The 26,786-nt window shown below is 70.7% G+C and carries 25 protein-coding genes; 4 read left to right on the top strand and 21 right to left on the bottom strand.

Annotation, left to right across the window (positions count from 1 at the left end; genetic code table 11):
* Positions 1–157: 157 nt before the first annotated feature.
* The 7 genes from ACZ619_RS41630 to ACZ619_RS41600 all read right to left on the bottom strand — a co-directional run bounded on the left by ACZ619_RS41630 (position 158) and on the right by ACZ619_RS41600 (position 8,687).
* Complete coding sequence (locus ACZ619_RS41630) at positions 158–1,357, bottom strand: amidohydrolase family protein (protein ID WP_469610860.1); 1,200 nt, start codon at positions 1,355–1,357, stop codon at positions 158–160.
* Positions 1,358–1,381: 24 nt separating this feature from the next.
* Complete coding sequence (locus tag ACZ619_RS41625; RefSeq protein ID WP_469610858.1) at positions 1,382–2,221, bottom strand: enoyl-CoA hydratase; 840 nt, start codon at positions 2,219–2,221, stop codon at positions 1,382–1,384.
* 10 nt (positions 2,222–2,231) lie between these two features.
* Entirely contained in the window at positions 2,232–3,710 is a 1,479-nt protein-coding gene (locus ACZ619_RS41620) for a class I adenylate-forming enzyme family protein (RefSeq protein ID WP_469610857.1), read from the bottom strand.
* A gap of 131 nt (positions 3,711–3,841) precedes the next feature.
* A complete protein-coding gene (locus ACZ619_RS41615) occupies positions 3,842–4,906 on the bottom strand; it encodes an MBL fold metallo-hydrolase (RefSeq protein ID WP_469610855.1) in 1,065 nt (354 codons plus the stop codon).
* Positions 4,903–6,129: an acyl-CoA dehydrogenase family protein gene (locus ACZ619_RS41610; protein ID WP_469610853.1), complete on the bottom strand. Its 1,227-nt coding sequence runs from the start codon at positions 6,127–6,129 to the stop codon at positions 4,903–4,905. Before ACZ619_RS41610 ends, ACZ619_RS41615 begins: the two co-directional genes overlap by 4 nt.
* Positions 6,111–7,196 (bottom strand): acyl-CoA dehydrogenase family protein, encoded by a 1,086-nt coding sequence (locus ACZ619_RS41605; RefSeq protein ID WP_469610851.1) that lies wholly within the window; start codon positions 7,194–7,196, stop codon positions 6,111–6,113. Before ACZ619_RS41605 ends, ACZ619_RS41610 begins: the two co-directional genes overlap by 19 nt.
* Positions 7,197–7,346: 150 nt before the next feature.
* Positions 7,347–8,687, bottom strand: coding sequence for an FAS1-like dehydratase domain-containing protein (locus ACZ619_RS41600; RefSeq protein WP_469610849.1), 1,341 nt, complete (start codon positions 8,685–8,687; stop codon positions 7,347–7,349).
* 135 nt (positions 8,688–8,822) lie between these two features.
* Here ACZ619_RS41600 and ACZ619_RS41595 point away from each other — a divergent pair, with 135 nt between their 5' ends.
* Positions 8,823–9,611, top strand: coding sequence for an enoyl-CoA hydratase/isomerase family protein (locus ACZ619_RS41595; protein WP_469610847.1), 789 nt, complete (start codon positions 8,823–8,825; stop codon positions 9,609–9,611).
* A 20-nt stretch (positions 9,612–9,631) separates the two neighbouring features.
* Here the strand turns inward: ACZ619_RS41595 and ACZ619_RS41590 are convergent, their stop codons facing one another.
* The 11 genes from ACZ619_RS41590 to ACZ619_RS41540 form a co-directional block, all read right to left on the bottom strand.
* Complete coding sequence (locus tag ACZ619_RS41590) at positions 9,632–10,540, bottom strand: TIGR03619 family F420-dependent LLM class oxidoreductase (protein WP_469610845.1); 909 nt, start codon at positions 10,538–10,540, stop codon at positions 9,632–9,634.
* Positions 10,541–10,779: 239 nt separating this feature from the next.
* Entirely contained in the window at positions 10,780–11,214 is a 435-nt protein-coding gene (locus ACZ619_RS41585) for a nitroreductase family deazaflavin-dependent oxidoreductase (RefSeq protein ID WP_469610843.1), read from the bottom strand.
* A 44-nt stretch (positions 11,215–11,258) separates the two neighbouring features.
* Complete coding sequence (locus ACZ619_RS41580) at positions 11,259–12,491, bottom strand: cytochrome P450 (RefSeq protein ID WP_469610842.1); 1,233 nt, start codon at positions 12,489–12,491, stop codon at positions 11,259–11,261.
* A gap of 17 nt (positions 12,492–12,508) precedes the next feature.
* Positions 12,509–13,294: an SDR family NAD(P)-dependent oxidoreductase gene (locus tag ACZ619_RS41575; RefSeq protein WP_469610840.1), complete on the bottom strand. Its 786-nt coding sequence runs from the start codon at positions 13,292–13,294 to the stop codon at positions 12,509–12,511.
* Positions 13,294–14,523 (bottom strand): amidohydrolase family protein, encoded by a 1,230-nt coding sequence (locus ACZ619_RS41570; protein ID WP_469610838.1) that lies wholly within the window; start codon positions 14,521–14,523, stop codon positions 13,294–13,296. The genes ACZ619_RS41575 and ACZ619_RS41570 overlap by 1 nt, the downstream gene beginning before the upstream one ends.
* Positions 14,520–15,989: an aldehyde dehydrogenase family protein gene (locus tag ACZ619_RS41565; protein ID WP_469610836.1), complete on the bottom strand. Its 1,470-nt coding sequence runs from the start codon at positions 15,987–15,989 to the stop codon at positions 14,520–14,522. Before ACZ619_RS41565 ends, ACZ619_RS41570 begins: the two co-directional genes overlap by 4 nt.
* A 67-nt stretch (positions 15,990–16,056) precedes the next feature.
* Positions 16,057–17,262, bottom strand: a complete 1,206-nt coding sequence (locus ACZ619_RS41560) for a thiolase family protein (RefSeq protein ID WP_469610834.1) — start codon at positions 17,260–17,262, stop codon at positions 16,057–16,059.
* Positions 17,259–17,702: a Zn-ribbon domain-containing OB-fold protein gene (locus ACZ619_RS41555; protein WP_469610832.1), complete on the bottom strand. Its 444-nt coding sequence runs from the start codon at positions 17,700–17,702 to the stop codon at positions 17,259–17,261. Before ACZ619_RS41555 ends, ACZ619_RS41560 begins: the two co-directional genes overlap by 4 nt.
* Positions 17,699–18,910, bottom strand: coding sequence for a CaiB/BaiF CoA transferase family protein (locus ACZ619_RS41550; protein ID WP_469610864.1), 1,212 nt, complete (start codon positions 18,908–18,910; stop codon positions 17,699–17,701). Before ACZ619_RS41550 ends, ACZ619_RS41555 begins: the two co-directional genes overlap by 4 nt.
* 539 nt (positions 18,911–19,449) lie before the next feature.
* The gene (locus ACZ619_RS41545) at positions 19,450–19,962 is read right to left on the bottom strand and encodes an ATP:cob(I)alamin adenosyltransferase (protein ID WP_469610830.1); all 513 of its coding nucleotides are present in this window, start codon (positions 19,960–19,962) and stop codon (positions 19,450–19,452) included.
* 233 nt (positions 19,963–20,195) lie between these two features.
* A complete protein-coding gene (locus tag ACZ619_RS41540; protein WP_469610828.1) occupies positions 20,196–20,510 on the bottom strand; it encodes a methylmalonyl-CoA mutase family protein in 315 nt (104 codons plus the stop codon).
* On the opposite strand from ACZ619_RS41540, the gene ACZ619_RS41535 reads away from it, so the two are divergent.
* On the top strand, positions 20,503–21,000 hold the full coding sequence (locus ACZ619_RS41535; protein ID WP_469610826.1) for a FadR/GntR family transcriptional regulator: 498 nt from the start codon (positions 20,503–20,505) through the stop codon (positions 20,998–21,000). The two genes, ACZ619_RS41540 and ACZ619_RS41535, sit on opposite strands and share 8 nt — an antisense overlap.
* A gap of 297 nt (positions 21,001–21,297) precedes the next feature.
* Here the strand turns inward: ACZ619_RS41535 and ACZ619_RS41530 are convergent, their stop codons facing one another.
* The 3 genes from ACZ619_RS41530 to ACZ619_RS41520 form a co-directional block, all read right to left on the bottom strand.
* Positions 21,298–22,272, bottom strand: coding sequence for an alpha/beta fold hydrolase (locus ACZ619_RS41530; RefSeq protein ID WP_469610824.1), 975 nt, complete (start codon positions 22,270–22,272; stop codon positions 21,298–21,300).
* A 142-nt stretch (positions 22,273–22,414) separates the two neighbouring features.
* Positions 22,415–23,272 (bottom strand): mycofactocin-coupled SDR family oxidoreductase, encoded by an 858-nt coding sequence (locus ACZ619_RS41525; protein WP_469610822.1) that lies wholly within the window; start codon positions 23,270–23,272, stop codon positions 22,415–22,417.
* Between the two features lie 869 nt (positions 23,273–24,141).
* On the bottom strand, positions 24,142–24,750 hold the full coding sequence (locus ACZ619_RS41520; protein WP_469610820.1) for a TetR-like C-terminal domain-containing protein: 609 nt from the start codon (positions 24,748–24,750) through the stop codon (positions 24,142–24,144).
* A gap of 151 nt (positions 24,751–24,901) precedes the next feature.
* Here ACZ619_RS41520 and ACZ619_RS41515 point away from each other — a divergent pair, with 151 nt between their 5' ends.
* Together ACZ619_RS41515 and ACZ619_RS41510 are read left to right on the top strand one after the other, a co-directional pair.
* Positions 24,902–25,672, top strand: coding sequence for an SDR family NAD(P)-dependent oxidoreductase (locus tag ACZ619_RS41515; protein WP_469610818.1), 771 nt, complete (start codon positions 24,902–24,904; stop codon positions 25,670–25,672).
* A 195-nt stretch (positions 25,673–25,867) separates the two neighbouring features.
* On the top strand, positions 25,868–26,692 hold the full coding sequence (locus ACZ619_RS41510) for a carotenoid biosynthesis protein (protein WP_469610817.1): 825 nt from the start codon (positions 25,868–25,870) through the stop codon (positions 26,690–26,692).
* The last annotated feature ends 94 nt before the right edge of the window (positions 26,693–26,786 follow it).

The raw sequence follows: 26,786 nt of genomic DNA, 5'->3' as shown, positions 1-26,786 counted from the left end.
GGATCAACGTGCTGTTCGCAATGCTCCGCGACGGCACCTTCTACGAACCCCGAACCCCACGCCTCGCTTGACGAAAGAGATAGAGGCACCCCCCCCGTGCGCGGCCGCGCGGCCCGCGTCCGCACCCGGGGTCATCTCCGGGGAAGCGGGGTACGCGTCAGCCGACGGCTCCCACCGGCCGTGGCAGGTCGAGCAGTTCGAACATGTTGTCCGACATGATCCGGCGCAGGCCGGCGGGATCGAGGTGGCCGACCTCGTCGAGGAACTCCAGGGGCTCGCCGAGGCCTTCGGGGTGGGGGTAGTCGGAGCCGAAGCAGATCCGGTCGGCACCCATCAGATCGATGAGACGGTCGAGCGATTCCTCCCAGAAGGGGTTCACCCAGACGGACCTCTTGAACACCTCCACCGGGTGCCCGGCGAAATCGCGCGGCATTTTCCGGTACGCCTGCTCCAGGTTGTTCAGCAGCAGGGGAACCCAGCTGCCACCGTTCTCGACGCTGATCAGGCGCACACCGGGGAAGCGGTCCAGCATGCCGTGGCAGATGGCCGAGGCGAAGGTGTCCTGGATGATCCGGCCGCCGTCGGCGACATACGCGAACGACTTCGGCCTGAAGGCCACGTACTCCCCGCCGGTGCCCTCCCAGGTGTTGAGGTACTCCTGGTAGCCGCTGTCCGAGGCGTGCAGGATCACCGGGAGCCGGGCCTCCTGCACACGGGCCCAGAAGGGATCGAACTCCGGCAGGAAGGGGGAGCGGGTGCCGCGCAGTCCGGCGACCGGCCCCGGACGCATCAGCACGACCTTCGCCCCGCGTTCCAGGACCCGCTCCAGCTCGGCGACGCCCTGTTCACCGGCGCACGGTGTCGCGATGGGGGTGGCGAAGATGCGTCCTCGGTAGTCGTACGTCCACTGGTCGTGGAGCCAGTCGTTGAACGCGCGCAGGGCGACCATGGTCAGGTCCGGGTCGTCCTTGAGGCGTTCCTCGATCAGGCTGGCCAGCGTGGGGATCATCACCGCCGCGTGGACGCCCTGCTGGTCGAGGAGGTTCAGGCGCGCCGCCGGCTCGCGGAACGCCGGAACGGAGCGCATCGGCTCGCCCGTCAGTTCGCGCAGGGTCTTGCCCTCCGGGTTCCTGCCCGAATAGAAGATCTTGTGGGCGCCGGGCCTGGCGACCACCTCGAAGGTGGGGTTGGGGATGAACTCGGTGATCTGGTTCCGGACGACCAGCTTCTTGCGTCCGTCGATCTCGACGAAGCGGAACAGGTTCTTGTGCCGGGACGGCAGATGACGGGTGAAGGCGTCCTCCGTCTCGTACAGATGGTTGTCGGCGTCGAACACCGGGAATTCCAGGTGGGTCATGGTGATGTCCTCCGAAGGCGGATGTCACTGAAGCGAGGTGGTTCCGGCCGATCGGCGCTCGCCGTCCGCGGCGATGCCGGACTTCATGTCGTCCAGGAGCATGAGGATCGGCAGGCCCGACTCGCTCAGCGCGTGCCCGTGGCCGGTCTGGTGGATGTCGAAGACGGACTGCACCGCGGCGTAGAAGCCCTGCACGTCCAGCGTCTGGTTGACGGCGCGCTTGGCCTGGCGGAGGGCGAAGGGGTGCTTCACGGCGATCTCGGCGGCCAGCGCCCGGGTCTGCGCGCGCAGCACGTCGAGCGGAACGACCCGGTTGACCATGCCCTGGCGCTCGGCCTCGCGCGCGTCCATGCCGCGCCCGGTGAAGAGCATCTCCTTCGCCTTGCGTGCTCCCCACTCCCAGGTGTGCCCGTGGTACTCGACGCCGCCGATCCCCATGTTGACCACCGGGTCGGAGAACACGGCGTTGTCGGCCGCGATGATCAGGTCGCACGGCCAGCACAGCAGGAGGCCACCGGAGATGCACACGCCCTGCACCGCGGCGATGGAGGGTTTGGGCACGTTGCGCCAACGCAGCGAGTACTCCAGGAACCGGCGGGCCTCGGTCTCGTAGATGCCGGCGAGGGACCAGCCGGGAGCCTCGCCCGGCGCACCCACGCCCTTGATGTCGTGGCCGGCCGAGAAGTGCTTGCCGTTGGCCTGCAGGACGATGACGCGAACCTCCGGGTCCGCGGCCGCGCGACACCAGGCCGCGTCCAGGTCGTCGAGCAGCGCGAGGGTCTGCGCGTTGGCCGCTTCCGGGCGGTCGAGCGTGATGGTGGCGATCCGCTCGCTCACCTCGTACTGGATGAAGCTCTTCTCCATGGTCGTTCCCTCACGTGGCAGACGGCTGACGGGTGCGCTCGGCGACGAGGGCGGAGCGGTTGACCTTGCCCGCGCTGGTTCTCGCGATGGCCGGAAGGATCTCGAACGTCTTGGGGACCTTGTACGCGGCCAGTCGCTGCCTGCAGTGCGCCCGCAGCGCCGCGGTGTCCGGTTCGGCCCCGGGGACCGGCTGGACGAGGGCGTGTACGCGGTGGCCCCACTCGGCGTCGGGCAGTCCGATGACCACGGTGTCGGCCACCTCCGGGTGCTCGCTGAGGGCCGCCTCGACCTCTGCGGGGTAGACGTTGGCACCGCCGCTGATGATCAGGTCGTGGCGGCGGTCGGCGATGTAGAGGTAGCCGGCCGAGTCGACGTGCCCCAGGTCGCCGAGCGTCCAGTAGCCGTCCGGGTCGGGGGCGGGTGTCTCCGCGCCGACGTAGGAGAACGGGCGGCCGGGCCGGTGCGGCCGGAGATAGATCTCGCCGACCTGCCCGGCCGGCACCTCCTGGTTGTCGCCGCCGGTGATGCGCAGGTCGCAGTCGAGAGGGCGCCCCGTCGTGCCCGGCCGCTCCAGCCAGTCGGTGCCCGTGCCCATGACGACGCCGACGTTCTCGCTGGAACCGTAGACGAGGGAGAAGATCTCGGGGGGAACGAGCCTGAACAGCTCGCGCACCACCCACTCGGGAAGCGGCGCGGCTCCGTAGATGAGTTGCCGCAGGCTGCTCAGGTCGTAGGAGGAGGCGTTCTCCAGTCGTACGATCCGCTGCAGCATGGTCGGCACCATGGTCGTGTGGGTGACGTGGTATCGCTGGATGAGGCGCAGCGCCAGCTCGGCGTCGAACTTCTCCATGAGGACGACGCTGTTCGCCCCCAGGATGGGCGGATAGCAGAACCGGAAGCCATTGGCGTGGTAGAGCGGGCACGCGGTGAGGAACACGGAACCGGGAGGCGGTACCAGGGACGAGGGATCGGATTCCTCGTCGTAGGTACCGGTGTTGGGCACCTGCACCACCTTCGGCAGCCCCGTCGAGCCCGAGGTGGCGACCAGGCTGGCGGAGCGGGGTGTGCGGTCCGGCACCGGTGCGTCGGAGAGGTCCGCGGTGTGCTCCAGCCACGCGGTGTCCAGTGTGCCTGCCGCCAGCTCCGGCCAGTCGGCCACGACGGCTCGCGGTGCGCAGACGTCCACCAGTCGGCCGGCCTCCCACGGAGGCAGGTCCCGGCGCAGGGGAAGGACCGAGGCGCCGGCCTTCCACGCGCCGAACGTGGCGTAGAGATGGTGCGGAGTGTTGCCGAGACCCACCGCGACGATGTCGTCCTGGCCCACGCCGGCTTCGGAGAGAGCTCGGGCCGTCTGGTTGGACCGGCGGTCCAGTTCCGACAGGCGGATCGGTACGTCGGTGCCGTCGGACGTGGCGAAGACGACTGCCGTCAGGTCGGGATCCGATTGCGCGAGCAGGCTCAGCCTGCGCCCGAAGGAGACCTGGCTCATGCTGTCTCCTCGGCTCGGGCCGCTGTCTGCCGCGGCGGGACGCCGCACGTACGGGGCTTTCCGAGCCGGCTCATGGCACACCCCTTCACTCTCATATGTGTATGACCAGGTCTTCCAGGAGGGGAAAGCTGTCAGGGGGACGACAAGGCGTCATCGCGGACCAGGGACCAACTGTCGATGTCCTCCCCGTCGTTGCGCACGTGTCCCGTCTTCGCCAGGTGGAGCAGGTGGGCGTAGGCCTCACCGATCGCGAAGCGCTCGGGCAGTCCGCGCATCTGCTCCCACGGGCGGCTCCAGCGCAACGCGGCCGCGACCTCCGCGCTGCTGGCACCGGGCAGTCCGCTCACCGCCTCCAGGACCTCGACGAGCCGGGCGGCATGATGCGCGCCGATGTCCCGGACCCGGTCCGCGAGGCCTGCGAAGCGGTACTCGTGAGCGGGGAGGACCTCGGCCGGGTCCCACCGCGACAGCCGCCCGAGGGAGGCCAGGTAGTCGCCCAGGGGCTCCGACGGAGCGAGGGGGGACGGGCTGATGTGGGGGGTGATGCGGGGCAGCACGTGATCTCCGGTGAACATGACGTCGCGCTCGCTGTCGTAGAAACACGTGTGCCCGGGGGTGTGTCCGGGCGTCCACAGGGAGACGAGGCCGCTGTCCGGGCCGAGCGGGTGTCCGCCGTCGTCGAGGAAACGGTCGGGGACCAGCGGCGCGTCCTGGACGGCCGCGGCCTGCCCGTCCTCACGGGCGTCGCGGCGTATCCGGTCGACATCGCCGCCGCGCCGGGCGAGCCAGAGATCGAACCCACCGCGCGCGATGACGCCCGGGGCGCGCTGCACAAGGGCCGCGTCCGCCTCGTGCAGGGCGATCCAGGCCCCCGAGTGCTCCCTGACGCGCGCCGCGAGGCCGAGGTGGTCGAGGTGGCCGTGGGTGACGAGCACCGCCTTGACGTCGTCGATCCCCCAACCCGCCGCGGTCAGGCCCGACTTCAGGCCCTCCCACGCCTCCTCGCAGGGCCAGCCGGTGTCGATGAGCGCGATGCCGCCCGCGTACTCCAGGGCGTACGCGAGGACATAGCGCAGCGGGTTGCCGGGAAAGGGCGTCGGCACCGACCACAGCCCCGGCCGGACCCGCTCCACCGGCGGCACGACCCGGTCCGCCCAGGCCTGCTGCTGGTCGGCTCCGGTCACGGTGATCGTCACGGGCGACCGGCCTCCGTCCCGGCGGCTGTGCCGGGCAGGAACCGCCTGCTGCCCGGATAGGCCGGGCGTGGCAGTTCCAGGACCTGCTGGGCGATGACGTTCCGGAACACCTCGACCGTGCCGCCGTACGTCGCGGTGCCGGGGCCGAAGCGGTGCGCGTGGTCCAGGGCGCCGTCCGCGAGGAGACGGTCGGCGCCGTGCTGCAGCAGGGCCTCCGGCCCGACGAGGTCGAGCAGTTCGGCGGCGCTCTCCAGGAGTACCTCCGAGCCCTTCACCCGGCCCTCCGCGCCGGGGGTGCACAGCGCCGCCTCGGCATCGGTCAGGGCGGACCCCAGGCGGGCCAGCACGGTCGGGTCGTCGGCGGGGCACCGGCCGTCCGGTCCGGGGACGGTGGCCCAGCCGGCCGCCGCCCGCAGCGCGCGCTCCAGCACCCGCACGAACGGTCCGCCGCGCGACAGGTCGCCGAGCCCGGTCCGCGTGACCTGGCCGTGTTCGGCGTCCAGCGGCCCCCGCAGCACCGTCCAGCCGCCGTTGATCTCGCCGAGCCGATACCGGTCGGGAAGCCGCACGTCGTCGTAGTACACGAGGTTGGTGCGCTCACCGCTGAACGCCCGTATCCCCTGTATCGCGACGCCCGGCAGACCGAGCGGGACGAGGAACATCGTCATCCCCCGATGCTTGGGGAGGCTCGGATCGGTGCGGGTGAGCAGGAAGGCGTACTGGCAGTTGTGCGCACCGGTCGTGAACATCTTGGCGCCGTTCAGGTGCCAGTCGCCGTCGTCGTCCCGGACCGCCTTGAGCTTGGCGGCCGCGATGTCGGAGCCGCCGTCCTGCTCGGTGTAGCCGAGACAGAACCGGACCTCGCCGGAGGCGACCCGCCCGCGCAGCGTCTCGCGCAGCTCCGGTTCGGCGTACCGCCCCACCGCCTCCCACACCAGGCGGGTCGTGCCCAGGGTGGTGGTCGGCACACGGTGGCGCTCCAGCTCGCGCTCCAGGATGTGGCAGCACACCTCGTCGAGGCCCGCGCCGCCGTCCTCCGTCGGCCAGTGGGGCATCAGCCACCCCCGGCCGCCGAGTGCCAGGTGGACCTGCTCGTGGAAGCCGTCGCCGGTCGCCTCCTCATGGGCCAGGACCTGTGCGGTGATGTGGGTGTCGAGGAACGCGGTCAGCTCCGCGGCGAAATTCTGTTGACCCGGTGTCAGGTCTACGAGGCCGTAGTCCATGCCGTCCTCTCCTGGCCGGGGCGGTGGGAAGCCGCCTTCGCCGTCAGCAGGGCACCGATGCGCGCCAGGTCCGCGGCCGGGTCGCCCGCGAGCGCGCCCCACCCCTTGGCGCGCAGGAAATGGAGACTGACGTCCGCCTCGGTGGTGAATCCGAGTCCGCCTTGCGCGTGTACGGAGACCGAGGTGGCCCGCGTGGCGGTCCTGCGGGCGCTGACCAGGGCCATCAGCGGCAGTTCGGGACGGGTGCCGGGCTCGTGCTGGGTCAGCCAGGCGGCCTTGCGTACCAGGTTCCGGCTGCCGGCGATCTCGATCGCACCGTCGACCAGGGGGTAGGCGACGCCCTGGAGGGAACCGATCGGGACCCCCATCGTCTCCCGGGTCCGCGCGAACTCCACACCGAGCCCGAGGGCGGCGTCCGCGAGCCCGACGAGCCCTGCGGCGAGCAGCAGTTTCCACTCGGACACGGCCGCGTCGTGGGCCGCGCGGGCCGCTGGTCCCGTGGCGAGCACGAAGCGCTCCACCGCGTCCTGCGGCGACCAGCGCGCCAGCGGGGTGCAGCCCTGGTTGGGCAGGTGCCTGCCGGGCTCGCCGTGCCGGTACAGCGCGAGCTCGTCGCCGACCAGGGCGATCACGTCCGCCGCGATGGCCGCGTCGGGGACGAGCTGGGAGGCGCCGGGCACCGAGGGCGTCAGAGCCAGGGCGAGGGGCCGTCCGTCCCCGGCGGCCGTCAGGCAGTCACGCGGGGCGTCGAGACGGCCGAGGAGGCGGATCGCGGTGACCTGGCCGGCCAGGGGGACCGGCGCCAGGTGGCGCCCCCACTCCTCGGCGACCAGCGCGAGGTCGACGAGGGTGGCGTCGTCGCCGCCGAGCGAGCCGGGAAGTCCCATGGTGGCGACGCCGAGTTCGAGGAGCCGCGACCACAGAGCCGGGTCGAATCCCAGGGGCTGGGCCGCCCGGACCACCTCGGGTGGGCACCGGCGGGCGAAGAAGTCGTGGAAGACCTCATGCACCGCTCGCTGGTCCTCGTCGAGGGAGGGGTCGTTGCGCCGTAGCTCATAGGTGTGCACGCGGATCAAGTCCTCTGTCCGGGTCCCGCGACACGCAGGGCAGCGAGGCTGTCAGGGTGACGGAGGGAAGCACGGTCGTCTTCGGGTCGTTGCAGCGGCCACCGGCCGGGAGTCCGGCCGCGGGACGCGCGAGGGGGTGCGGCCGCCGCCTCATGCCGTGTGCCGCGCCAGTCGTGCGGTCTCCGAGCGGAGCAGGTCGATCGGATCCTCGCACCGGGGGCCCGGCAGCGTGAGGTGTGCCGTGCGGGTGGGCAGGGCGACCTCGGCGGTGGCCGGCGAGGTCACTTCGCCCCGCTGGTTCTCGCACCACACGGACAGGCGCACCCGATGCTGCCCGCCGACGCTGCTCTTGCCGAGGACCTTTCCCTTCAGCCAGGTCGTGTCGCCGATGTAGTTGAACTTCCGGTGTTCCACCTCGAGTCCGGTGATCCAGCTCTCGTCGCCGGCCCAGCCGGTCACCAGCTGGCACAGCCACGTCTCCCGCAGCGCCCCGTAGTCGTACCGCTCGGCCGCGCCGACCTTGCGGGCCCATTGTGCGTCCCAGTGCATCCGCTGGACGATGTCCGGCACGTTGTACTCGTTCGGTGTGTACAGCCCGGGTGTCTCCAGCCGCTTCTCGTACGCGCGTCGGAAGGCGAACGTCGGGAAGGCCTGGCCGAAGCCGGCGTGCCACAGGATCACGTCCGTCAGGCGCAGGGGCCCCTTGACGAGGACGGGCAGTTCCTCGCCGACGGTCACGTCCTCCCAGAAGAGGGGGTCGCCGCCCCGGCGGTGTTCCGCGGCGTAGGCGGCGTCGATCTCGTCGAGCTGTGCCTGGGAGTAGGGCTCGGCGGGCGGCTGCACCGCCCGGTCCCGGCCCGCTGTGCCGTCGGTCCGGGCGGGCCGCCGCTCGGCCCGGATCCAGGTGCCGCGTTGCAGGTGCACCAGCTCGCCGTGCTGGTTCCAGGTCACCACGCCCCAGGTGACGTGGGCCGCCCTGCCACCCCAACTGCTGTGCTTGTCCTCGATGTTCAGCAGGGTCCGTTTGGCGAACAGACGGTCGCCCTCCCGCAGCGGCCGGTAGAACTCGTACTCCAGGCGTGACTGGAGCGCACCCGTACCGCGCAGCGGATCGCCGTCGAACAGCGGGCGCAGTTCGGGCCGCAGCCGCAGGGGCGGCCCGTCGCCGCCACGGAAGGTGACGTCGTTGTCCGCGGGCGGCAGGTACATCGTCCAGACGAACGTGGGCGGGGCGACGAGGGTGTTCCAGAAGCTCTTCGTGGCGTGGACCGGATCGCAGTACAGCGGATCGTCGTCGCCGTATCCGTGCACGAAATGGCGCACGCCGTCCGGGGTCACCTGCTGGTTGAAGCCGCTGTACGCCGCCTGCGGCTCGGCGGTCTCGGCAGCCGTCGGACTCCTGAAGTTGTCCGGATCGAGATCGACTCCGATGCGGCCGCGCAGACGTTCGATCTTCTCGTCGGTGATGCGGCCGAAGTGAGGGTCGGGCACGGGCGGTCCTCCGATCGGCTGTTTCGCGAGACGGTTGTCACCAAGAGATTGAAATTATCAATCATAGATAGAATGGCGTAGGATTGAGTTCCGCCGCAAGGGCTCTCGCCCGGCGACAGGGAAGCGGGAGGAAGAATGGACGGATCGGCGGCGCCGGACGGAACACCCACCGGGCAGGTCCGCTACGCGGAGCAGGGCCGGGTGGCGGTCGTCACCGTGGACCGTCCCCGGTGCCGGAACGCCTGGAGCGTGCCGGTCTACCGCGAGGTGGTGGCGGCCGTCGAACGGGCGAACGCGTCGCAGGCAGTGGCCGCCGTGGTGCTCACGGCCACCGGCCCGGTCTACAGCGCGGGAGTGGACGTCGGGGCGGCCCCTGAACCGCGCGACGGGCGTGGGCGCCGGCCCAGTGTGGGTTCGCTGGCGATGTCCCCCGACCACGGCTGGCTGCATCTGATGCGGGACTCCAAGCCGGTCGTCGCGGCGGTCAACGGCCCCGCCGTCGGCCTCGGAGTGACCCATCTCCTCGCGACCGACCTGCGCGTCGCCGCGCGCTCGGCGACCTTCTCCTTCGCCTTCCTGAAGGTCGGAGCCATGCCGGAGCTGGGCTGCTCCGCCTTGTTGCCGCGGATCGTGGGGGAGGGCAGAGCGGTCGATCTGTGCCTGCGGGCACGGACGATCGATGCCGTGGAGGCGGAGCGCATCGGCCTGGTCACCTGCGTCGTCGATGACGAGGAGCTGCCGGCCACCGCCGTGGACGTCGCCGCCCGGATCGGCGGTTTTCCCGAGCTGCAACTGCGGCTGACCAAGCGCATGTTCCGGGACAACGCCCTGGAGAGTGATCCCGCCACGGTGCTGCGCAGGGAGGGCAGGGCGTTCGTGGAACTGTTCAAGGCGCGCGGCGCCGAGTCGGTGTTCGGACGCTGAGCCCGCTCCGCGTCTCCTCGTCAGCGGGCCGCGGCGATCACGTCGTGGCCGAAGGCGCTCACGCTGTCGACGGAGGCCGACCGCGAGGCCGTGTCGCACGGCACCGCCATCCAGGTCACGCCGATCCGCTCCAGCCCTGCGATGTGGTCGAGCCACTCGCCGGCGCGGGCGCCGGGGGCCGGCTCGTCGACGCCCGCGCAGGCCACGTCGAGGCCCTCGGGATCGCGTCCCTCCTCGGCCATCCACCCCTTGATCTGCGCGATGTGGCCACGCAGTTCGTCCTGCGTGGTGATCGCCGAGGTGCGTGCCGTGGCCGCCAGTGCGGTCCCACCGCGGGTCAGGGGAGCCCAGCCGTCGCCCCAGCGCGCCGCCCGCAGCCGGGCCCGCCGTGAGTTGCCGCCCACCCACAACGGCGGATGCGGTCGCTGTACCGGAGGCGGGGACAGTGCCACGCCGTGTGCGACGAGACCCGCGGAGTCCGCATGGAACTCCTCGGGGGAGTGCCACAACCCCCGTACCACGTCGACGGCCTGGTCGAAGAGGGAGTTGCGTTCGTCGAACGCGACACCGAGCGCCGCGAACTCGGAGCGCAGGTAACCCGCCCCGAGCACGAACGTGCTGCGGCCGCCGGAGAGGACGTCCACCGACGTCATGCACTTCGCCATGAGGAACGGATTGCGGTAGGCGGCCACGGTCAGGTTGGTCATCAGCCGGAGTGTCGTCGTGGCCGCCGCGAGAAAGGCGAGGCCGGCGAACGGGTCCAGCGTGCTGTGCCCGCCCTGCTCCAGCCACTTGCGAGAAGGAGCGGGGTGATCGCTGAGGGCCACGGCCGTGATGCCGGCGCGTTCGGCCGCACGCGCGAGTTCGGCCAGGTGCGCGGGTTCGAGCCAACTGCTGTCGGCCTGTGGGATGTCGAGGTAGAAACGCATTCTGGAGTTCGGCTCTCGTTCGGGGCGCCCGGAGGCCGCCGGGCAGGACGCGCATCGGACGGCGACGGACGCTCCGAGCACCGGGGCTTTGCACGCAGACACCGCAGGACGCCGGTGGGACGGCATCGGGTGCGTGCCGTCCACCGCCCGTGCCCGCGCGGTCACGCCAGGATCGCGAGTTCGGCGCGGCCGGCGGTCCGTGCGGTCGGCCGCGCCGGGGCATGGGCGGTGTCTCCCGCTCAGGACGGAGACAGGACGACCACCGGGATGCGGCGATCGGTACGGGTCTGGTAGGTGTCGTAGTTCGGCCAGACCTCGGTGAGGATCCGCCACAGCCGCGACCGGTCCGACTCCGCGGCCGTCCTCGCGACGACCGGCAGGTGGTCGGCCCTCACCTGTATCCGCGCCTCGGGCGTGGTCTGGAGGTTGAGATACCACTGGGGGTGCCTCGGCGCACCGCCGTAGGACGCCACCACCAGGTAGTCGTCCCCGTCCCGCGCGAAGATCATGGGCGAGGTCCGGGACAGGCCGGTGCGACGCCCTGTGGTGGTCAGCAGAAGTGTCGGTACCCCGTTCCAGAGGTAGCCGACCTCGCCTCCCGTCTCCTGGTAGGCACGGATGTGCTCCTCACCGAGCAGGGTGAGGTCCGGTGGGCGGTAAGGGGACTCGGGCACGTTGCTCCTCGGTCGAATCATGAGTCGGTGCCTCGGCCGCACGCTCAGTCGAACAGGACCGGGATGGCGGTGGCCCCCCGTTCGTACATACCGATGACGCGCGTGGGTTCGGCGGAGGGGTCGGCGCGGAGGTTGGGCAGCCGGTCCAGAAGCGCTCCGATGCCCACCGCCATCTCGGCTCGGGCCACATGCATGCCCAGGCACACGTGCGGGCCGCCGCCGAACGCCAGCGAGCCGAGCAGCGGACGTGTGATGTCGAACTCGTCGGGCCGTTCCCAGCGCGCCGGATCCCGATTGGCCGAGCCGACGCACAGGTGCACCACGGCCCCCTCGGGCAGGGACACACCCGCGAGTTCGACGTCCCGGGTGACATGCCGCGAGAACATCGGGTCCGTGGGTGTCCAGCGCAGTGTCTCCTCGATCGCCCGACGCAGCAGCGTCCGGTCATCCCGCACCGCCCGCAGCACCTCGGGCCGTTGCAGCAGTGCGGTCAGTACGAGGCCCATCTGCTTCCACGTGGTGCCCGAGCCGGCCGCCAGCAGGAGTACGGAGAAGGAGTAGATCTCCGCGTCGGTGAGCCGGTGGGTGCGGCCGTCCTCGTCGGTGAGTTCCGCCTCGGTCAGGACACTGATCAGATCGTCCATCGGCCGCTGACGGCGGGCGGCGACGATCGGTGCCAGCATCTCGACGATCCTGGCGGGCTCCCGCTGGGCTTCGCGGATGTCCAGGGCCTGCTCGACCGAGACACCGAAACTTCCCGTCACGGTCAGGATCGGGATCGCCGCGCAGAAGTCGACGTTGAGCTCCGCGCGCCCGGCGCCGGCGATACCGTCGATCAGGCTGTGGACCGTGTGCTCGATCCAGTTCTGGATCCACCACTTGGCCTTCGCCGGTACGAACGAGGGCTGCACCAGACCGCGATAGCGCCGGTGCTCCTTGCCGCCCATGGACAGCAGACTGTTCTCGGCGTGCACCTCACCGTTGTTCAGGTCCACGGCCGTGGCGGACGAGGCGTAGACGTCCGTGTCGCGGAACGCGGCGCTGCAGGCCTCGTAGCTGAACGCGGAGAAATGCGGGCGGTCGGCGAAGGGCAGTCCCTGGAAGCGCAGCGGCTCGTCGATCCCGGTGAGTTCGTGCACGGTGCCGGGGTGGACGGGGGACTGCTCACGCAGCCTGTGCCACACCGGGTAGGGATCCAGCTCGACATGGCTGCCGGAGTCGGCCAGGAAGGAGCCGCGCAGGTCGAACAGCTCCCTGATCCGGTCAGGGTCCAGCATGGCTGCACGGGAACCGGTCATTGGGCCACGTACCCCCCGTCGATCGGGACCAGCACGCCCGTGATGTTGCGGGCGAGGTCGGACACCAGGAACACCGCTGCCTCGGCACAGTCGGCGGCGGTCACGGGCCGTCCCAGCGGGTGCATCGCCTTCACGCGCTCGACGAGCTTCGGGATACTCGCATCCGAGGTGTCGACACCGCCCGCGGCCATGAAGTTGGTATGGGGCATCGCCCCCGGGCACAGTGCGTTGGCCCGGATTCCGAAGGGCGCTCCCTCCACGGCGATCGCACGCGTGAGCTGGTGCACCGCGCCCTTGGTGGCGCCGTACACGGTCCCGCCCCACCCCACCAGACCGGCGACCGAGCCGGTGTTGAGGATGACGCCTCCCTCGCCCTGTGCCTTGAACCGTATGACGGCGTGCTTGCACCCGTGGAACACCCCGCCGAAGTTCACGGCGACAAGCCGCTGGAAGTCTTCGGCGGTGTGGTCCTCCAGGCGGGCACCCGGACGAGGCGTGGGGATGCCGACGTTGTTGAACAGGATGTCGAGCCGCCCGAACCGGGCCACGGCCGCGTCGAGCACCGCGACCACGTCGGACTCCAGCGACACGTCGGCCGCCACCGCCGAGGCGATCCCGCCGGCCGCCTCGACCCGGCGCACGGTCTCCTTGGCCTGCTCCAGGTCGATGTCGGCGCAGACGACGCGGGCTCCTTCCGCGGCGAAACGCAGCGCGGACGCGCGCCCCACGCCGGACGCGGCGCCCGTGACGACGGCGGACTTACCCGCGAGTGCCGATCCCATCACGCGCGCACCGCGGGCTCGGCCGGAGTGAACCGGTACAGACGCTCGGCGTTGCCGCGCAGGATCTTGTACTGGGTCTGCGGCGACAGCCGGCCGATGTGCTTCTTGACCACGTCGAGGCAGTGCGGCCAGGTGGAGTCCGAGTGCGGGTAGTCGGTCTCGCACATGAGGTTGTCCTCGGGGATCTCGCCCAGGCTCGCGACGGCGTGGGCGTCCTCGATGAAGCAGCCGTAGACGTGGTCGCGGAAGCTCGCCCGCAGGTCCAGGTTGTCCAGGTCGATCTGCCCGCTCCCGGCATGGCCCTCGAAGGTCTGGCCGCGCTGGACCCAGTACCGCTGCTTGTCGAGGACCTGCTCGGCCCGCTCCAGGAAGTACGGCATCCAGCCGGCCTCGCCCTCCGACAGGGCGATCTTCAGCTTCGGATACCGCTGGAACATGCCGCTGAACAGCCACGACAGCATGGTGCCGGAGGTACGCATGGCGCCCCAGGCGAGGTTCGCCATGAACGGGGCGTCCGAGCAGATCTGCGGCAGGGTCGAGGAGGACCCGACGTGCATCGAGACGACCATCTCCAGGTCGTTGGCCGCGGCCATGACCGGTTCCCAGTACCCGTTGGCGTCGTGGATGGTGGGCAGGTTCAGCGGCTCCGGGTTCTCCGAGAACGCGAAGGTGGTGGCCCCCTTGGCGGCGCAGCGCTCCAGCTCCTTCACGGCCAGCTGCGGATCCCACAGGGGGATGAGGACGAGCGGGATGTACCGGCCGGGTGCCGCTCCGCACCACTCCTCGATGAGCCAGTCGTTGTAGGCCTTGAGGCACGTGAGGCCGAGGTCCCGGTCCTTGCCCACGTAGAACAGCTGGCCGCAGAACCGGGTCACCGTCGGGAAGCACAGGGAGGCCAGGACCCCGCTGCGGTCCATGTCCTCCAGTCGCGCGACCGGGTCGTAGCATCCCGGCCGCATGTCCGCGTAGTTGAGCGGCTCGGGGCTGAACTCCTCCTTCTCCTTGCCCGCGACGGCGCTGAGACCGGAGCTGGGCATGCGCATGCCCTCGTAGACCCACACGTCGAGGCCGTTGTCGTCCTTCTCCATGTGCGGGGCACGGTCCCGGTCCTTGCGCGGGACCCGGTCGGTCCACAGAGTGGGCGGTTCGAGGATGTGGTCGTCGACCGAGATCAGCCAGTCGAGGTTCGGTCCGGCCGAGTCGGCCGCCCTGGACATCGGTGCGTTCATCGCTGCAACTCCCCTATGGCAAGGTGTTTGATCTCCTGGAAGGCCCGTATTCCTTCCACGCCCCGTTCACGGCCGAGGCCGCTCTGTTTGTAGCCACCGCTGGGCGCGTACGCGCTGAAGACGGTGGTGTTGACGTTCACGGCGCCGGTGCGCAGCCGCCGGGCGACGGCCGTCGCCGCCTCGACGTCGCGTCCGTACACCTGCGCGGACAGTCCGTAGACGCTGTCGTTGGCGATGGCCACGGCGTCGTCCAGGTCGCGGTAGCCCAGTACCGAGAGGACGGGACCGAAGATCTCGTGCTGTGCGGCCGGGCTGCCGTTGTCCGGCAGGTCGAGCACCGTGGGCTGGAAGTAGTACCCCTCGTCGAGGCCGGCCGGCCGGGACCCGCCCGTGACCACGCGGCCGTCATGCTTCACCGCCAGCTCGACGTACCGCTCGCAGCGCTCGCGCTGGGCCCCGCTGATCACCGGGCCCATGGTCGTGGCGGGATCGGTGGGCGCGCCGACCACCAGTGACTCGTACGCCGCGCCGACGGCTTCCAGCACCTCGGCCTTGCGCTCCCGGGGGACCAGCATGCGGGTCGCGGCGACACACGCCTGCCCCGACGTGTACGCCACCACCGCCCGCGCGCCCGCGGCGGCCCGGTCCACCGCGTCCGGAAGGTACACCTGGGCCGACTTCCCGCCGAGCTCCAGCGCGACGCGCTTCACCGTGGGCGCCGCCTGCGCGAGGATCATCCGGCCCACCGCCGTCGAACCGGTGAAGGACACCATGTCGACCGCGGGATGGCTGGTGAGGAGCTCGGCACCGGCGGACCCCTCCTCGACGACGACACTCAGCACTCCGTCCGGCAGCTCCGCGGCGTCCGCCGCCGCGCCGAGGACCAGTGAGGACAGCGGGGTGAGCGGACTCGGGCGCAGAATCACGCAGTTGCCGGTCATCAGCGCCGGCACCAGCTTCTGGAACGCCATGAGGAGCGCCGCGTTGTAGGGGGTGATCGCGGTCACCACCCCGACCGGCTCGTGACGGCGGACGCTCAGCGCGACCCTGCCTCGCACGAGTTCGTCGACCGGGACCGGGGTTCTCTCCTCGTCCGGCGTCCGCAGACAGAGGTCGATCGACTGGCGGGCGAGGGAGATGCCCCCCAGGAACTGGCTCATCTCGGCGAAGGCGCGCGGCTGGCCGGCCTCGGCGACGAGGGTGGGTACGAGCGTCGCCTGCGCCGCCTCCACATGGTCCACGAACCGGTGCAGCAGCCGGGCCCGGTCGGTCTTCGCGAGACCCGCCCAGAGTCCGGCGTCGAAGGCGCGCCGAGCCTCCTGGACAGCCCGTTCGAATTCTGGGAGAGGCGTCGCGAACACCTCCGCGACGACGGTCCCGTCCGCGGGGTTCTCGACCGCGACCGTGGCCTCGCCGGTCAGCCAGTGGCCGGCCACGTAGCTGCGTCGCTCGGAAATGATGTCCACAGTTACCTCGGTCTTGTCGAGTTCGGTATCTGACTGCGTGTTCCGACCGATCGCCCGTCCGTCCGTTTCAGAAGGGTTCGGCGCTGTACACGACGGCCCCGCCGAAGTGGGGAGAGGAATGACAGGCGATGCCCGTGGTCGCGTCGTCCCGCTGGCGGTCGCCGGCCCGTCCCGACAACTGCAGGTAGCACTCGAGCATCTGCGGCACACCGTGCAGCCGGCCGTTGCCGAGAGCACCGCCGCCGGACAGCGCGGGGACACCTCCAGGACGGTCGCTGTCGATCCCGCCGTCCGCGACGAAACGGTGCGCCTCGCCGGTCTTGCACAGACCGAGGGCTTCGAGCCAGAACCACACCAAGGGCGAGAACCCGTCGTACACCTGAGGCAGGTCGATCTCGTCCGGGCCGATTCCGGCGTGCTCCCACAGACGGCGCGCCGTCTCCCGGCCGCCCTCCATGATGTCGTCCAGCGGCCAGTGGGTCGGCAGCCGCGGCCGGGTGGGAGCGCCGTGGGCGAACCCCGCGACGTGCACCGGCGGGTGGGGGAGGTCCCGGGCCCGCTCGGCGGAGGTGAGGACGAAGCAGGCCACACCGTCGACGGGGATGTCGCAGTCGTAGCGGCAGACCGGGTCGAACAGCGACGGAGCGTCGAGGTACTCGGCCAAGGAGAGCGGCTTGCTGTGCCAGTACGACCAGGGATTGCGCGCGCCGTTCTTGCGCGCCTCCAGCACGACATCGGCCAGCGCCTCCCGGTCCGCGCCATAACGCTGAAGGTATTCGTTGCAGGGCAGCGCGATCATGGCGAGCGGCCCGAAGTACCCCTGCGGCGCCGTCCACTGATGTGCGCCGCGCGCCTCCACGAGGCGGCTCTCGTGGTACTGGCCCCGGGGCGGGTTGTACAGCGCGCGGTGGACGAGCACATGGTCGGCGGCGCCCGCGGCCACCGCGTTGACCGCCATGGCCACCGCACCGCTGAGCTGCCCGATCCCCTGGAAGCCGGCCGCGTACCGGGGATCGACACCGAGATGCCCGGCGAGCCAGTGCGGCGTCACGACGGACACCCCGTCCTCCACCGTGTGATCGCCGGCGGTGGGCAGCAGCGCCGAACCGACGAACCCGTCGACCTGGTCGACCCTCAGCCCCGCGTCGGCGATGGCGCGGCGCGCGGTGTCGACGGCGAGTGCGCCCAGCGGCAGGGGCGCGTGGCGGCGTACCTCGCTCTGGGCGTATCCGGCGACGGCGACCCGGTTGCGCGCCCGGAACCGGCCGCTCATGAGGCGAGTTCGAACGCGGGCACGGACACTCCGGGCCGGAGGTCCTCGAAGGTCACGACCACGGGAGCCGCCATGCGCAGACCCGCCTGCGGGCCGTTCGTCAGCCGGCCTATCAGGCGCAGCTCCCGCTGCTCCGCGAGCTCGACGTCCACCAGCACGAACGGCAGTTCGCCGTCGAATCCGGGCAGGAACGACCTGCGCACAACGGTCCACGAGCGGATCACCCCCCGGCCGCTCACCGCGGTGTACGTGAAGCCGGGATCGCAGGATCCGCAGTGCGCGCACACCACGTCGGCGGGCAGCGAGTACATCTCGCACGTCCGGCACCGGGCGATGGCCAGGACGTGCCGGGCGGCAGCCGCCCAGTACGGCGCCGACCGTTCGTCGGGGACCGGCACCGGCCGTCGGGTGGGGCGGACCGTGCTGACCGGATCCGTCACGGGATCACCCCCTCGTCCTTGAGCTGCAGGAGCCGTTCCCAGTCGTAGCCCAGTTCCAGCAGTACGGCCTCGGTGTGCTCGCCGTGTTCGGGCGCGCGCCGCAGCCGCGGCGGTCGCTGGTCGAACTGGACCGGGACGGCGGGGAGCCGGTAGGTGTCGCCGTTGTCGGACTCGACGGTCCCCACATAGCCGTTGGCGGTCACCTGCGGATCCTCGATCAGTTCCTCGACCGACTGCACCGGCGCCCACGGAGCGTCGAGGGAGGCCAGCAGGTCCTTCCACTCGGCGAGTGTGCGCCGGCCGAACTCACGGTCGAGTTCGGCCACGCAGGCCGCGCTGTTGCGTCCGCGGGCGGCAAGGTCGGCGAAGCGCGGATCATCGATCAGGTCCGGACGTCCGACGGTCCGGCAGAAGTCCGCCCAGTACCGGTCCGCGTCCAGGAAGACGAGCTGGAGATGCCGGCCGTCCTTGGTGCGGTACGTGGCGGTGAGCGGGTTCGGCGTCTGGCCGCGCTCGCCCGGCCGGTGCACGGTACCCCCGTTCAGGACGGCCAGGATGTCCGACGACAGCGTCCAGATGGCCGTTGCCAGGAGCGACACGTCGACCACCGATCCGGTGCCCGTCTTCGACCGCCTCAGCAGCGCTCCCGCGATCCCGAACGCCAGAGCGGTGGCGCCGTTGCGGTCGCCCAGCGCGCCCCGCTGGGCGACCGGGTAGTCGAGGCCGGCCGGAGTGAGGGTGTGGGCGAGCCCGCCGCGGGACCAGAACGCGGACGCGTCGTAGCCGGGCCGGTCCGTATCCGGACCGCGCATGCCGTACCCGTTGCCTCGGGCGTAGACGAGGCGCGGGTACCGTTCACGAAGGGTTTCCGCGTCGAGTCCGAGGCGCTCCAGCGCGCCGGGGCGCAGGCTGGTGAGGAAGACGTCGGCGGAGGCGAGCAGTTCGTGCAGGACGGCGAGCCCGTCCTCCTTGCGCAGGTCGAGCGCGATGGATCGCTTGCCCCGATTGGCCAGTGCCACCGAGACGTTGACCTTTCCACCGTCCGTACCGATGCCCTGGGTGGCCAGTCCGCGATAGGGGTCGCCGTCGAGCTTCTCGATGCGCACGACATCGGCGCCCCAGTCGGCCAGTAGCGCCCCCGCCACGGGGACGAACACCCACTGCGCCAGTTCCACGACGCGTACACCCTCGAACGCGTCCAGTGTCATCTGCGTCACCGCCAAGTTTTTTAACATATCTATGATGGTTAACTTTGCATTGAGAGGGTCGCAAGTCAAGGCATCGGGCGAGAGCGGATCGAGAAGCCGGCGGGACCGCCGGCCGCACGGAACCGCGCGGCCGGGCCTTGGCCGGCCGTACGTCGGTGACCTGGACCGCCGGCCGGACCACTCGCGGCTGACCTGCCGTCAGCGCCACGGGTGGCCCCGAGGGCCGTCGATGCGGCCGTGGCGTGTGTCTTCGTGGCGGTCGGTCGGCTGTGCCACCTCGCGGGACGCTTTCCGGCTGCCGGTCGCCGTATGCCTTCGGCTGCCGACCGCGGCAGATCCTCCCGGCCCGGCCCGGAGGGCAGAGGCAGCGGGCACGTGACGCACGCAAGCCCGCTCCCCGCCCGGTGTGTCGGTCGGGGAGCGGTACTCAGGCGTCTGACGGGGGGCGGCACTCCACAGACGTGCCACCGGCGAATGAACCTGACCAGTCGTCACCGGGAGCGGGTCTCAGGTGCGCGCCGGCCGGATCCCCGGCTCGGTCATGCCCGGTGCGCCGTGGGCGGACGGTCCCCGCACATACCCATCGCCACATTGAGCGGATCTTCTTCTTCGATGTGAAGGGCCACCGCCGGCAGCAACTCCACGAGATCTCGCAGATAGGCCAGTGCCGGCTCGGACACGCTGCCCGGCACCGCGGCCCCGAGGGCGTCCACCGACCGCTGGGCCCGCCGCGTGATGGCCAGGGCCAGACGCAAGAGCCCCGCCGCGTCGCTGCCTCCGGACAGGACGTGGCTGCCGGGTGCGGGATCGGGTATGCCGTGGCGGGCGATGGCCGCTGTGAGACGTTCGGCAGCGGCCCGGGTGAGCCGGGGTGCGGTGTCCGGATGGTCCAGGTCGGCCGTGAGATCGAGGAGGTCGCGCTGGACGGCGGCCAGAAGCCGCTCGTAGGGGGCCGGCACCGAACCGGTGGACACCGCCGCGCCGATCGCCGCGTTGTCCTCGTCGACGTCACCGCAGGCGGTGCGACGGTGAAGGTGAAGGGGAGTGATCACGACACCCTCCGTGAGAGTGGGGGAGTAGCGGCTGGAGCCGATGGCCGAGCGGGCACGGCGGCGGGTGGGGCGTAAGCGCCGCGTGCGTGCCGTGGCCCTGGTACCGGGGTCACCCGGGAGCCGGAGCCGGTCGATCGCGGTGGTTCGCGGAGGCGGGTCAGCCCGTCCGTCATCCGTGAGGGGAAGGGGAACGCGGCCTTCTCCGCCGACGACCCCGCCGGGCTCCCCGGCCGTCACGGACCTGCCCGCCGTTGCACATCACCCTTCAGAACACCGGCGTCTCCGTGTGGGTGCCGAACACCTCCCGCAGTGCGCCGGTGATCTCGCCCATGGACAGGTGGGCCCGCCGCCTCGATGGTGGCCGGCATGAGATTGGCGCCGTCGTCCTTCGCGGCGGCGAGCAACCGCTCCCGGGCGGCTGCGGCGCGGTCGGGGTCCCGGTCGGCGCGGACCTGCTTCAGGCGGGCGATCTGCCGTGCCTCCGAGGCCGGGTCAAGCTGATGTGTCTCGATCTTCTCGCTCTCGCCGTCGTCGACATACTTGTTCACCCCGATCACCGGGCGGTCCACCGACGCGCTGGGCAATCTGCTGCGCCTGCACCTCGCACGGGCGCAGTTCCGCCTCGGGGACCTGATCGACGTACGTATCGAACTGGAGCGGCTGGCGGTGAGCCGGGCGGCCACGGAGGCGGACGGCGGGGAACTGGCGGAACTGCGCGCGCTCACCGAGGAGATGGCCCGCCCGGGTCTCGACCATGACCGCTTCCACGAACTCGACAGCGAATTTCACATCCGGCTCGCCCGCGCGTCCCAGAACGACGTCGCCGCGGACCTGATGCAGGCGCTCCGGGACGCGGTCAGGAGCGAGATGACGGCCGCGTTCGCGCGCGTGGAGGACTGGGATGCCACGGTTGCGGTCCTGGCTGCCGAGCACCATGGCATTCTCGCCGCGGTCGAGGCCGGCGACGCCGAGAAGGCGACAGGGCTCGTCGCCGGCCACATCCGCGGCTTCTACGAGCGGTACGGCAGCGTCGGCTGATCCGCAGGCGCGGCCCCGGAACCGGTCCTCGGCGACGGACCGTGCTGTCCGTCCGCCTGCTCGCGTGCCCATCAGCGGCCCGCGCGCCTTCCTGCGGCCCGCCCGGCCTGGTGCGGGACCTGGCCGGGCTCGACGGCGAAGACCCGTTCTCGTGTTGTCGTGCGGTGCTCTGTGGTGCCCTGGCCGGTTCGGTTCCCGGGCCGTGCGGGGGAGCAGGCCGGGCTGTGCTGCCCAGGCGGGGCCCAGGACCGGCTTGTCCTGAGCTGGTCCGGTGGCGGGAGCGGCGCGGCGGGCCGGTCAGCCGACTTCCTGCGGCAGTCCCCGCAGGAAGTCGAGCAGCGCCGCCGTCACCTCCTGTGGACACTCCTGCTGCAGCCAGTGGCCGCCCCCCGGCACCATGACGATGCCGCGAGCGTTCGGTGCCACCTCGCGCAGCTCCTCGACCGTGGCCGGGACCGGGAAGAACGTGCGTACGTTGTCCCGCTCCCCGGTCACGAACAAGGACGGCGGGGTGATGTCCGCACCGTCCCACGGCCCGAGGAGCTGCCAGTTCCGGTCGATGTTGCGATACCAGTCGAGGCCGCCACGGTAGCCGTCGTGGGCGTACGCCTCGGCGAAGGCGTCGACATCCTCTTCGGTGAGCCAGTCCGGAAGAGCTCCTGACGGCGCCCGGTTCCGCCGCGCGCCGCCCAACGAGGGGGCGGGGTCGCCGGGGTCGGCGTGTCCGGTGTCGCTGAACATGGCGCGTATGTTGGCCCGCACGTCCTTCTCGAAGAACTTCTCCATACCGGGGCGCTGGAACCGGACGATGTAGAAATCGTCCCCGTGCTGTTCCCGCAGAGCGGCGACGGGCGGCGTCGGCCCCCGCCGGATGGGCTGCAGGGGACCACCCGGCGGCACGCTGAGACCCACGACCCCCCGTACGAGATCGGGCCGGAGCAGCGCGGTCGTCCAGGCGACGGGCGCACCCCAGTCCTGACCGACGACCACGGCACTCGTCTCCCCCAGCGCCTTGATGAGCCCGACGACGTCGCCCACCATATGGAGGATCGTGTACTCGTCGACGGACTCGGGCTTGTCCGACGAGCCGTACCCGCGCTGGTCCGGTACGACGACTCGATGGCCGGCGGCGGCCAGGCTCCGGATCTGATGGCGCCAGGCGTACCACAGCTCGGGGAAGCCGTGCAGAAGGACCACCAGCGGCCCCTCGCCCAGCTCCGCCACGTGCAGGGTCACTCCATTGGTCCTCACTCGGCGGTGCGCGATATCCATGACTCGGCAGAGCCTTCCGTTCCGACGGGTTTTCCGTACCTGTGACCTGTGACCTGTGACCTGTGGCCGGGGACCCGGGACGGGTGATCGACACGGTACACACGCGAATGCCCGAAGCCGTGAGGGGCGGCGGTGCGGCCCGTCAGACGAGCGTGCCCGCGTCCACCGGAAGGGGGACACCGGTGATGTACCGCGCCTCGTCGGACGCGAGGAAGACGACGGCGTTCGCGATGTCCACCGGCTCGACCCAGGGCACGGGAAGAGCGTTGACACGGAGGGCCACGTCACGGAATTCGTCCCGGGTGGGGCTGTCGAGGTCCGGCCGGAACAGGCGCCAGGTCTCGACGTTGTCGATCATGGTTGTGTCGCACTGTCCAGGGTGGATGGAGTTGACCCGGATCCGATGCGTGCCCAGTTCGTGTGCGAGGGTCCGCATGAGGCCGACGACCGCGTGTTTGGTCGCCCCGTAGTGCCCGATGTTCGGCGAGGCTGTCAGACCGGCGCCGGAACTGGTGATCAGGATGACCCCGCCCCGGCCCTGTTCCACCATCACGGGTGCGGCGGCGCGCACGGTGTTCCAGACGCCGGTCTGGTTGACGTCGATCATCTCTGTCCATTGCTGCCGGGAGACCACGCCCACCCCGGTCCGCTCGTCGGGGACGGCGAGCCGGCCGATGCTGTAGATGCCGGCATTGGCCACGACGATGTCAAGCGAACCGAGTTCCGTGCTGCCGGTCCGCACCAGGTCCTCCATCTGCTGGAGGTCGCGCACATCCGCGACATCGGCATGGACCCGGGCCCCCAGGGCACGGCACCGGGCGGCGGTCTCGTCCAGCTCCGCCTCGGTACCGAGTGGATAATGCGGGGTCGTCATCTGCTGGGCTATGTCGCAGAGGATGAGGTGCCCACCCTCCTTGGCGATCTGGAGTGCCTCCGCGCGTCCCTGCCCCCGGGCCGCGCCCGTGATCAGGGCGACTTTCCCTGTGAGCCGTTCGCTCATGGTGAGGTCCTTACGCCGTAGGTGAGTCGACTCCGGTCACTCGTGGGACGGGGAGCGCCAGAGGTACCGGGGTGAGGGGTCCGGAGGCCGGCGCCGAGAGTGCGGCCTCCATGAGAACTCCTGAGGTCCGTGGGCGAGTTGAACAGGTCGTTCGCCTCGGCTGTCGTGTCCGCCCGCCCGGCGGCAACACCGGGATGTGCCGTGACGGGGCCGTCGTCCTCTCGCCGTCCAAGCCGTATCGCACATTACAGAGGAACCTTGACCGAGTGACAAGTGTCTGAGCAGTAAGACCTTTGACTGGATGCACTGACCATCGTGTGATGAATCGTCAACGGCGACTTCAACGAGCCTCTCTGCGCGCAGAGTTGAGCGATGGCTGCCCCATGAGCAGGGGCTGTGCGTTGATCGCTGCTACACCATTCCGGCGGACGTGGCCGGTCCGCCGGGTGGGCCCCGGGACCTGCTTCACGAAGGTGACCTTCTGGCAGGTGGGGTTCTCGCAGTACAGGCGGCGTACCGATGAGTCGGTCACGACCGGGCGCTCGCCTACCGCCTCGTCCGCGACATCCCACACGTAACGTGAATGCGCCAAGTCCGGCAGCTGCCTGCACCCCGGGCCTGCCGCCGAGGTGTCATCCCTGGTCCGGGCGGTGATCCGCGGTACGTCCTCGCCGGCCTCGACACGCTCGACCTGTACCGCGGTCGGCTGCGGTAGCAGGTCCCCCGGCACGGCAACGCACGCAGCCGGCCTCCTCGCGTGAACAACCGCACGCAGTCGCCTGGCGCGGCGCAAGTCGAGAATGTTTTCGCGGCTCGGGGCCGGTTCGGCAGACGACGTCCGGCGCAACGCCCGTGGGGATGCCGCTGGTTCAGGTTTCCTGAGGCCTGTCCGACCGGGAGCCGGTGGTGCCGTGGAACAGGGGCCAGACGGCTGCGCTTCTCTGCTCGGGAGTGCCTGGGCAGCCGTGTCGCAGCCAGTCGAGGATGACGCCGAGCAGCGCGCCGGCGAAGAACGTCGCCATCGGTTCGTCGCTGTCCTCCACCGGGTCGGCCTCGGGGAATTCCAGGTTGGTGCGCACTGCGGAGGTCAACTGCCGCAGCATGTGATTGACGAGATAGCCGCTGCCTCCGTCGCCGACGAGGGCCTGGTAGAGGCGGGCGTTCTCGGCGATGTGCGCGAACAGTCCGGTCAGTGCACCGACGGCCTTGCGGTAGCTCTCGGCACTGTAAGGGCTTCTGCCGACGGGCGGCGCGGACGTGACCAGTTCGCTGAACATCGATTCGCATGCGCTGACGGCAAGGTCGTTCACGCTTCTGTATCGCTCGTAGAACGTCGACCGGTTCACGTCGGCCCGCCGGGTGATGTCCTGCACCGAGATCTCGGTCAGGTCGCAATCCTGCAGGAGTTCCAGCAGGGCGCGCTCCAGCGCCGCCCTGCTGCGGTGGACACGACGATCGAGCGACTGCTGTGTGGTCACGTCGCCACCCTACTTCGTTCGACAGATGTTGGCAATCCGACACCTGTTGGATATGGTGGTCGTGGCAAGCGGCCCTTGACGCGGGCCGCAGAGAACCGCATCCGCCGCCGGACCGGGCGGCGGGTGCCGGCACATGCTGTGGAGGCAAGGCATGCGAGGTCTGAAGGACGCTCGGATCGTGGTGGCGGGCAGCGCGAGCGGCATCGGCGCGGCAACGGCTGTCAGGCTGGGCGAGGAGGGGGCACACGTCTTCCTCGGCGACATCGACGCCGACGGCGCCGCAGCGGTGGCGAAGCGGATCGAGGCGAACGGCGGCAGGGCCGGCAGCGGCTACTTCAACCTGTACGACGCGGACTCGATCGAGGCGTTCGTGGCCACCGCGGCGGAGACGATGCAAGGGCTCGACGGCATGGCCAACGTGGCCGCCGAGGTGTCCCCGGCGGTCGCCGGGCGTGACGTCGGACTGCTCGACATGGACATCGAGATCTGGGAGAAGACCAACCGCGCCAACCTGATCGGTACCGCACTGCTCATGAAGCACGCTCTTCCGCACCTGTTCGAGGCGCAGGGCGGTGCCATCGTCAACGTCACGTCGGGCGCAGCCAACCACGGTGAGGAGATCCGTGTCGCCTACGGCGCTTCCAAGGCGGGCATCAACTCCATCACCCGGCACGTGGCCCGCACCTACGGCAACCGCGGCATACGCGCGAACGCGGTGAGCCCGGGCGCGGTGCTCAGCGAAACGGCCCTCAAGGCGTTCGACGACGACATGCAGGCGTACCTGCGGTCGGCGAGCCCGCTGGGCCGGCTCGGCACACCTGAGGACGTGGCGCAGACCATCGTCTTCCTGCTGTCCGGCGACACCGAATGGATCACCGGCCAGGTGTGGTCCGTCAACGGCGGCGGAACCTTCCGCGACTGAGCCCCGCCCAGGACCGCGGCGCAGCCACGGCCGTCGGCCTTGCCCTGTCCCGCCCACCGAGAAAGCCCGAACGGAATGAGTTCAACCGATGCCGGCCTCACTGCACCGGCGTCCGCGCCGGCCGATGACGGGGCCGGCCGACACGGAAGCGGAAAGCCGGCGGCGCTCTGGCTGACGGCCGTCGCGTGGGCAGTCGTGTTCGCCGCGGCCCAGCTCTTCGCCGGAACCGGCGCGGCGACGGCCCTGTCCGGCCTGTCGATGCTGCTGCTGTACCTGTTCGCGACCCTGCACGGCGCCCGGACACTGGGCTGGCGAGGCTTCGGCTGGTACGTCGTCATCTCCTACGGGGTGGCCTTCCTCCTGGAAGCCAGCAGCGTCGCCGTCGGCTTCCCGTTCGGTTCCTATCACCACAACCTCGGGGGTCCTCGGCTCTGGGGAGTCCCGCCGCTCGTCCCGACGGTGTACGTGTTCTACGGCTGGCTCGCCTGGACCCTCTCCAAGGTCATCCTGACTGCCCGCACGAGGACGCTCGGTCCCGCACAGCGCCTGGTCACGCCGGTGCTGGCAAGCTTCGTCCTCGCGGGATGGGATCTCCACTACGACGCGATCTCCTCCACCGCGACGGCCAAGGCGTCCTACGCGCACCCCAGCGGCTTCATGGGGGTGCCGTTGGTGAACTTTCTCGGCTGGCTGCTCACCGGCTGGGTCATCTTCCAGATCCTCGCGCTGCTGGAGGCGCGCTGGCTGCGGCCCGAAGCGGATGGTGCCGGCACGTTCGTGATATGGCCGAGCCTCATGTGGGCCCTGCTCCCGCTCGAAGGCGTCGCGGGTTACCTCACCGCCTCCGACGCCACCGTGGAGGTCGGCGGCCGGGTCTTCGTCATCTCCGACGTGTACGAGGCGTCGGCCATCGGCGGCATCCTCACCATGACCTTCACGGGGATCCTCGCTGCTGCAAGGGCCCTGGCCGGGCATCACCCCGGCACGGAGCCGGCGAACGATCCGCCGAGCGCCTCCTGACAGGGCGCAAACCCCGGAGGCTCGGCCCTCCGGGGGCGTTCCGGGCCGGTGCCGAGGTGCGGACGCGGAGGAACTTCGGACCCCGGACCCCGGC

Source organism: Streptomyces sp. NPDC104367 (genome assembly GCF_055583825.1).
This window is presented reverse-complemented; position numbering and strand designations above follow the sequence as displayed.

Coding starts and splice junctions, on each gene's coding strand:
- ACZ619_RS41630 (WP_469610860.1), bottom strand. CDS start 1,357: ATGACCCACCTGGAATTCCCGGTGTTCGACGCCGACAACCATCTGTAC.
- ACZ619_RS41625 (WP_469610858.1), bottom strand. CDS start 2,221: ATGGAGAAGAGCTTCATCCAGTACGAGGTGAGCGAGCGGATCGCCACC.
- ACZ619_RS41620 (WP_469610857.1), bottom strand. CDS start 3,710: ATGAGCCAGGTCTCCTTCGGGCGCAGGCTGAGCCTGCTCGCGCAATCG.
- ACZ619_RS41610 (WP_469610853.1), bottom strand. CDS start 6,129: ATGGACTACGGCCTCGTAGACCTGACACCGGGTCAACAGAATTTCGCC.
- ACZ619_RS41595 (WP_469610847.1), top strand. CDS start 8,823: ATGGACGGATCGGCGGCGCCGGACGGAACACCCACCGGGCAGGTCCGC.
- ACZ619_RS41590 (WP_469610845.1), bottom strand. CDS start 10,540: ATGCGTTTCTACCTCGACATCCCACAGGCCGACAGCAGTTGGCTCGAA.
- ACZ619_RS41580 (WP_469610842.1), bottom strand. CDS start 12,491: ATGCTGGACCCTGACCGGATCAGGGAGCTGTTCGACCTGCGCGGCTCC.
- ACZ619_RS41575 (WP_469610840.1), bottom strand. CDS start 13,294: ATGGGATCGGCACTCGCGGGTAAGTCCGCCGTCGTCACGGGCGCCGCG.
- ACZ619_RS41570 (WP_469610838.1), bottom strand. CDS start 14,523: ATGAACGCACCGATGTCCAGGGCGGCCGACTCGGCCGGACCGAACCTC.
- ACZ619_RS41560 (WP_469610834.1), bottom strand. CDS start 17,262: ATGAGCGGCCGGTTCCGGGCGCGCAACCGGGTCGCCGTCGCCGGATAC.
- ACZ619_RS41550 (WP_469610864.1), bottom strand. CDS start 18,910: ATGACACTGGACGCGTTCGAGGGTGTACGCGTCGTGGAACTGGCGCAG.
- ACZ619_RS41530 (WP_469610824.1), bottom strand. CDS start 22,272: ATGGATATCGCGCACCGCCGAGTGAGGACCAATGGAGTGACCCTGCAC.
- ACZ619_RS41525 (WP_469610822.1), bottom strand. CDS start 23,272: ATGAGCGAACGGCTCACAGGGAAAGTCGCCCTGATCACGGGCGCGGCC.
- ACZ619_RS41515 (WP_469610818.1), top strand. CDS start 24,902: ATGCGAGGTCTGAAGGACGCTCGGATCGTGGTGGCGGGCAGCGCGAGC.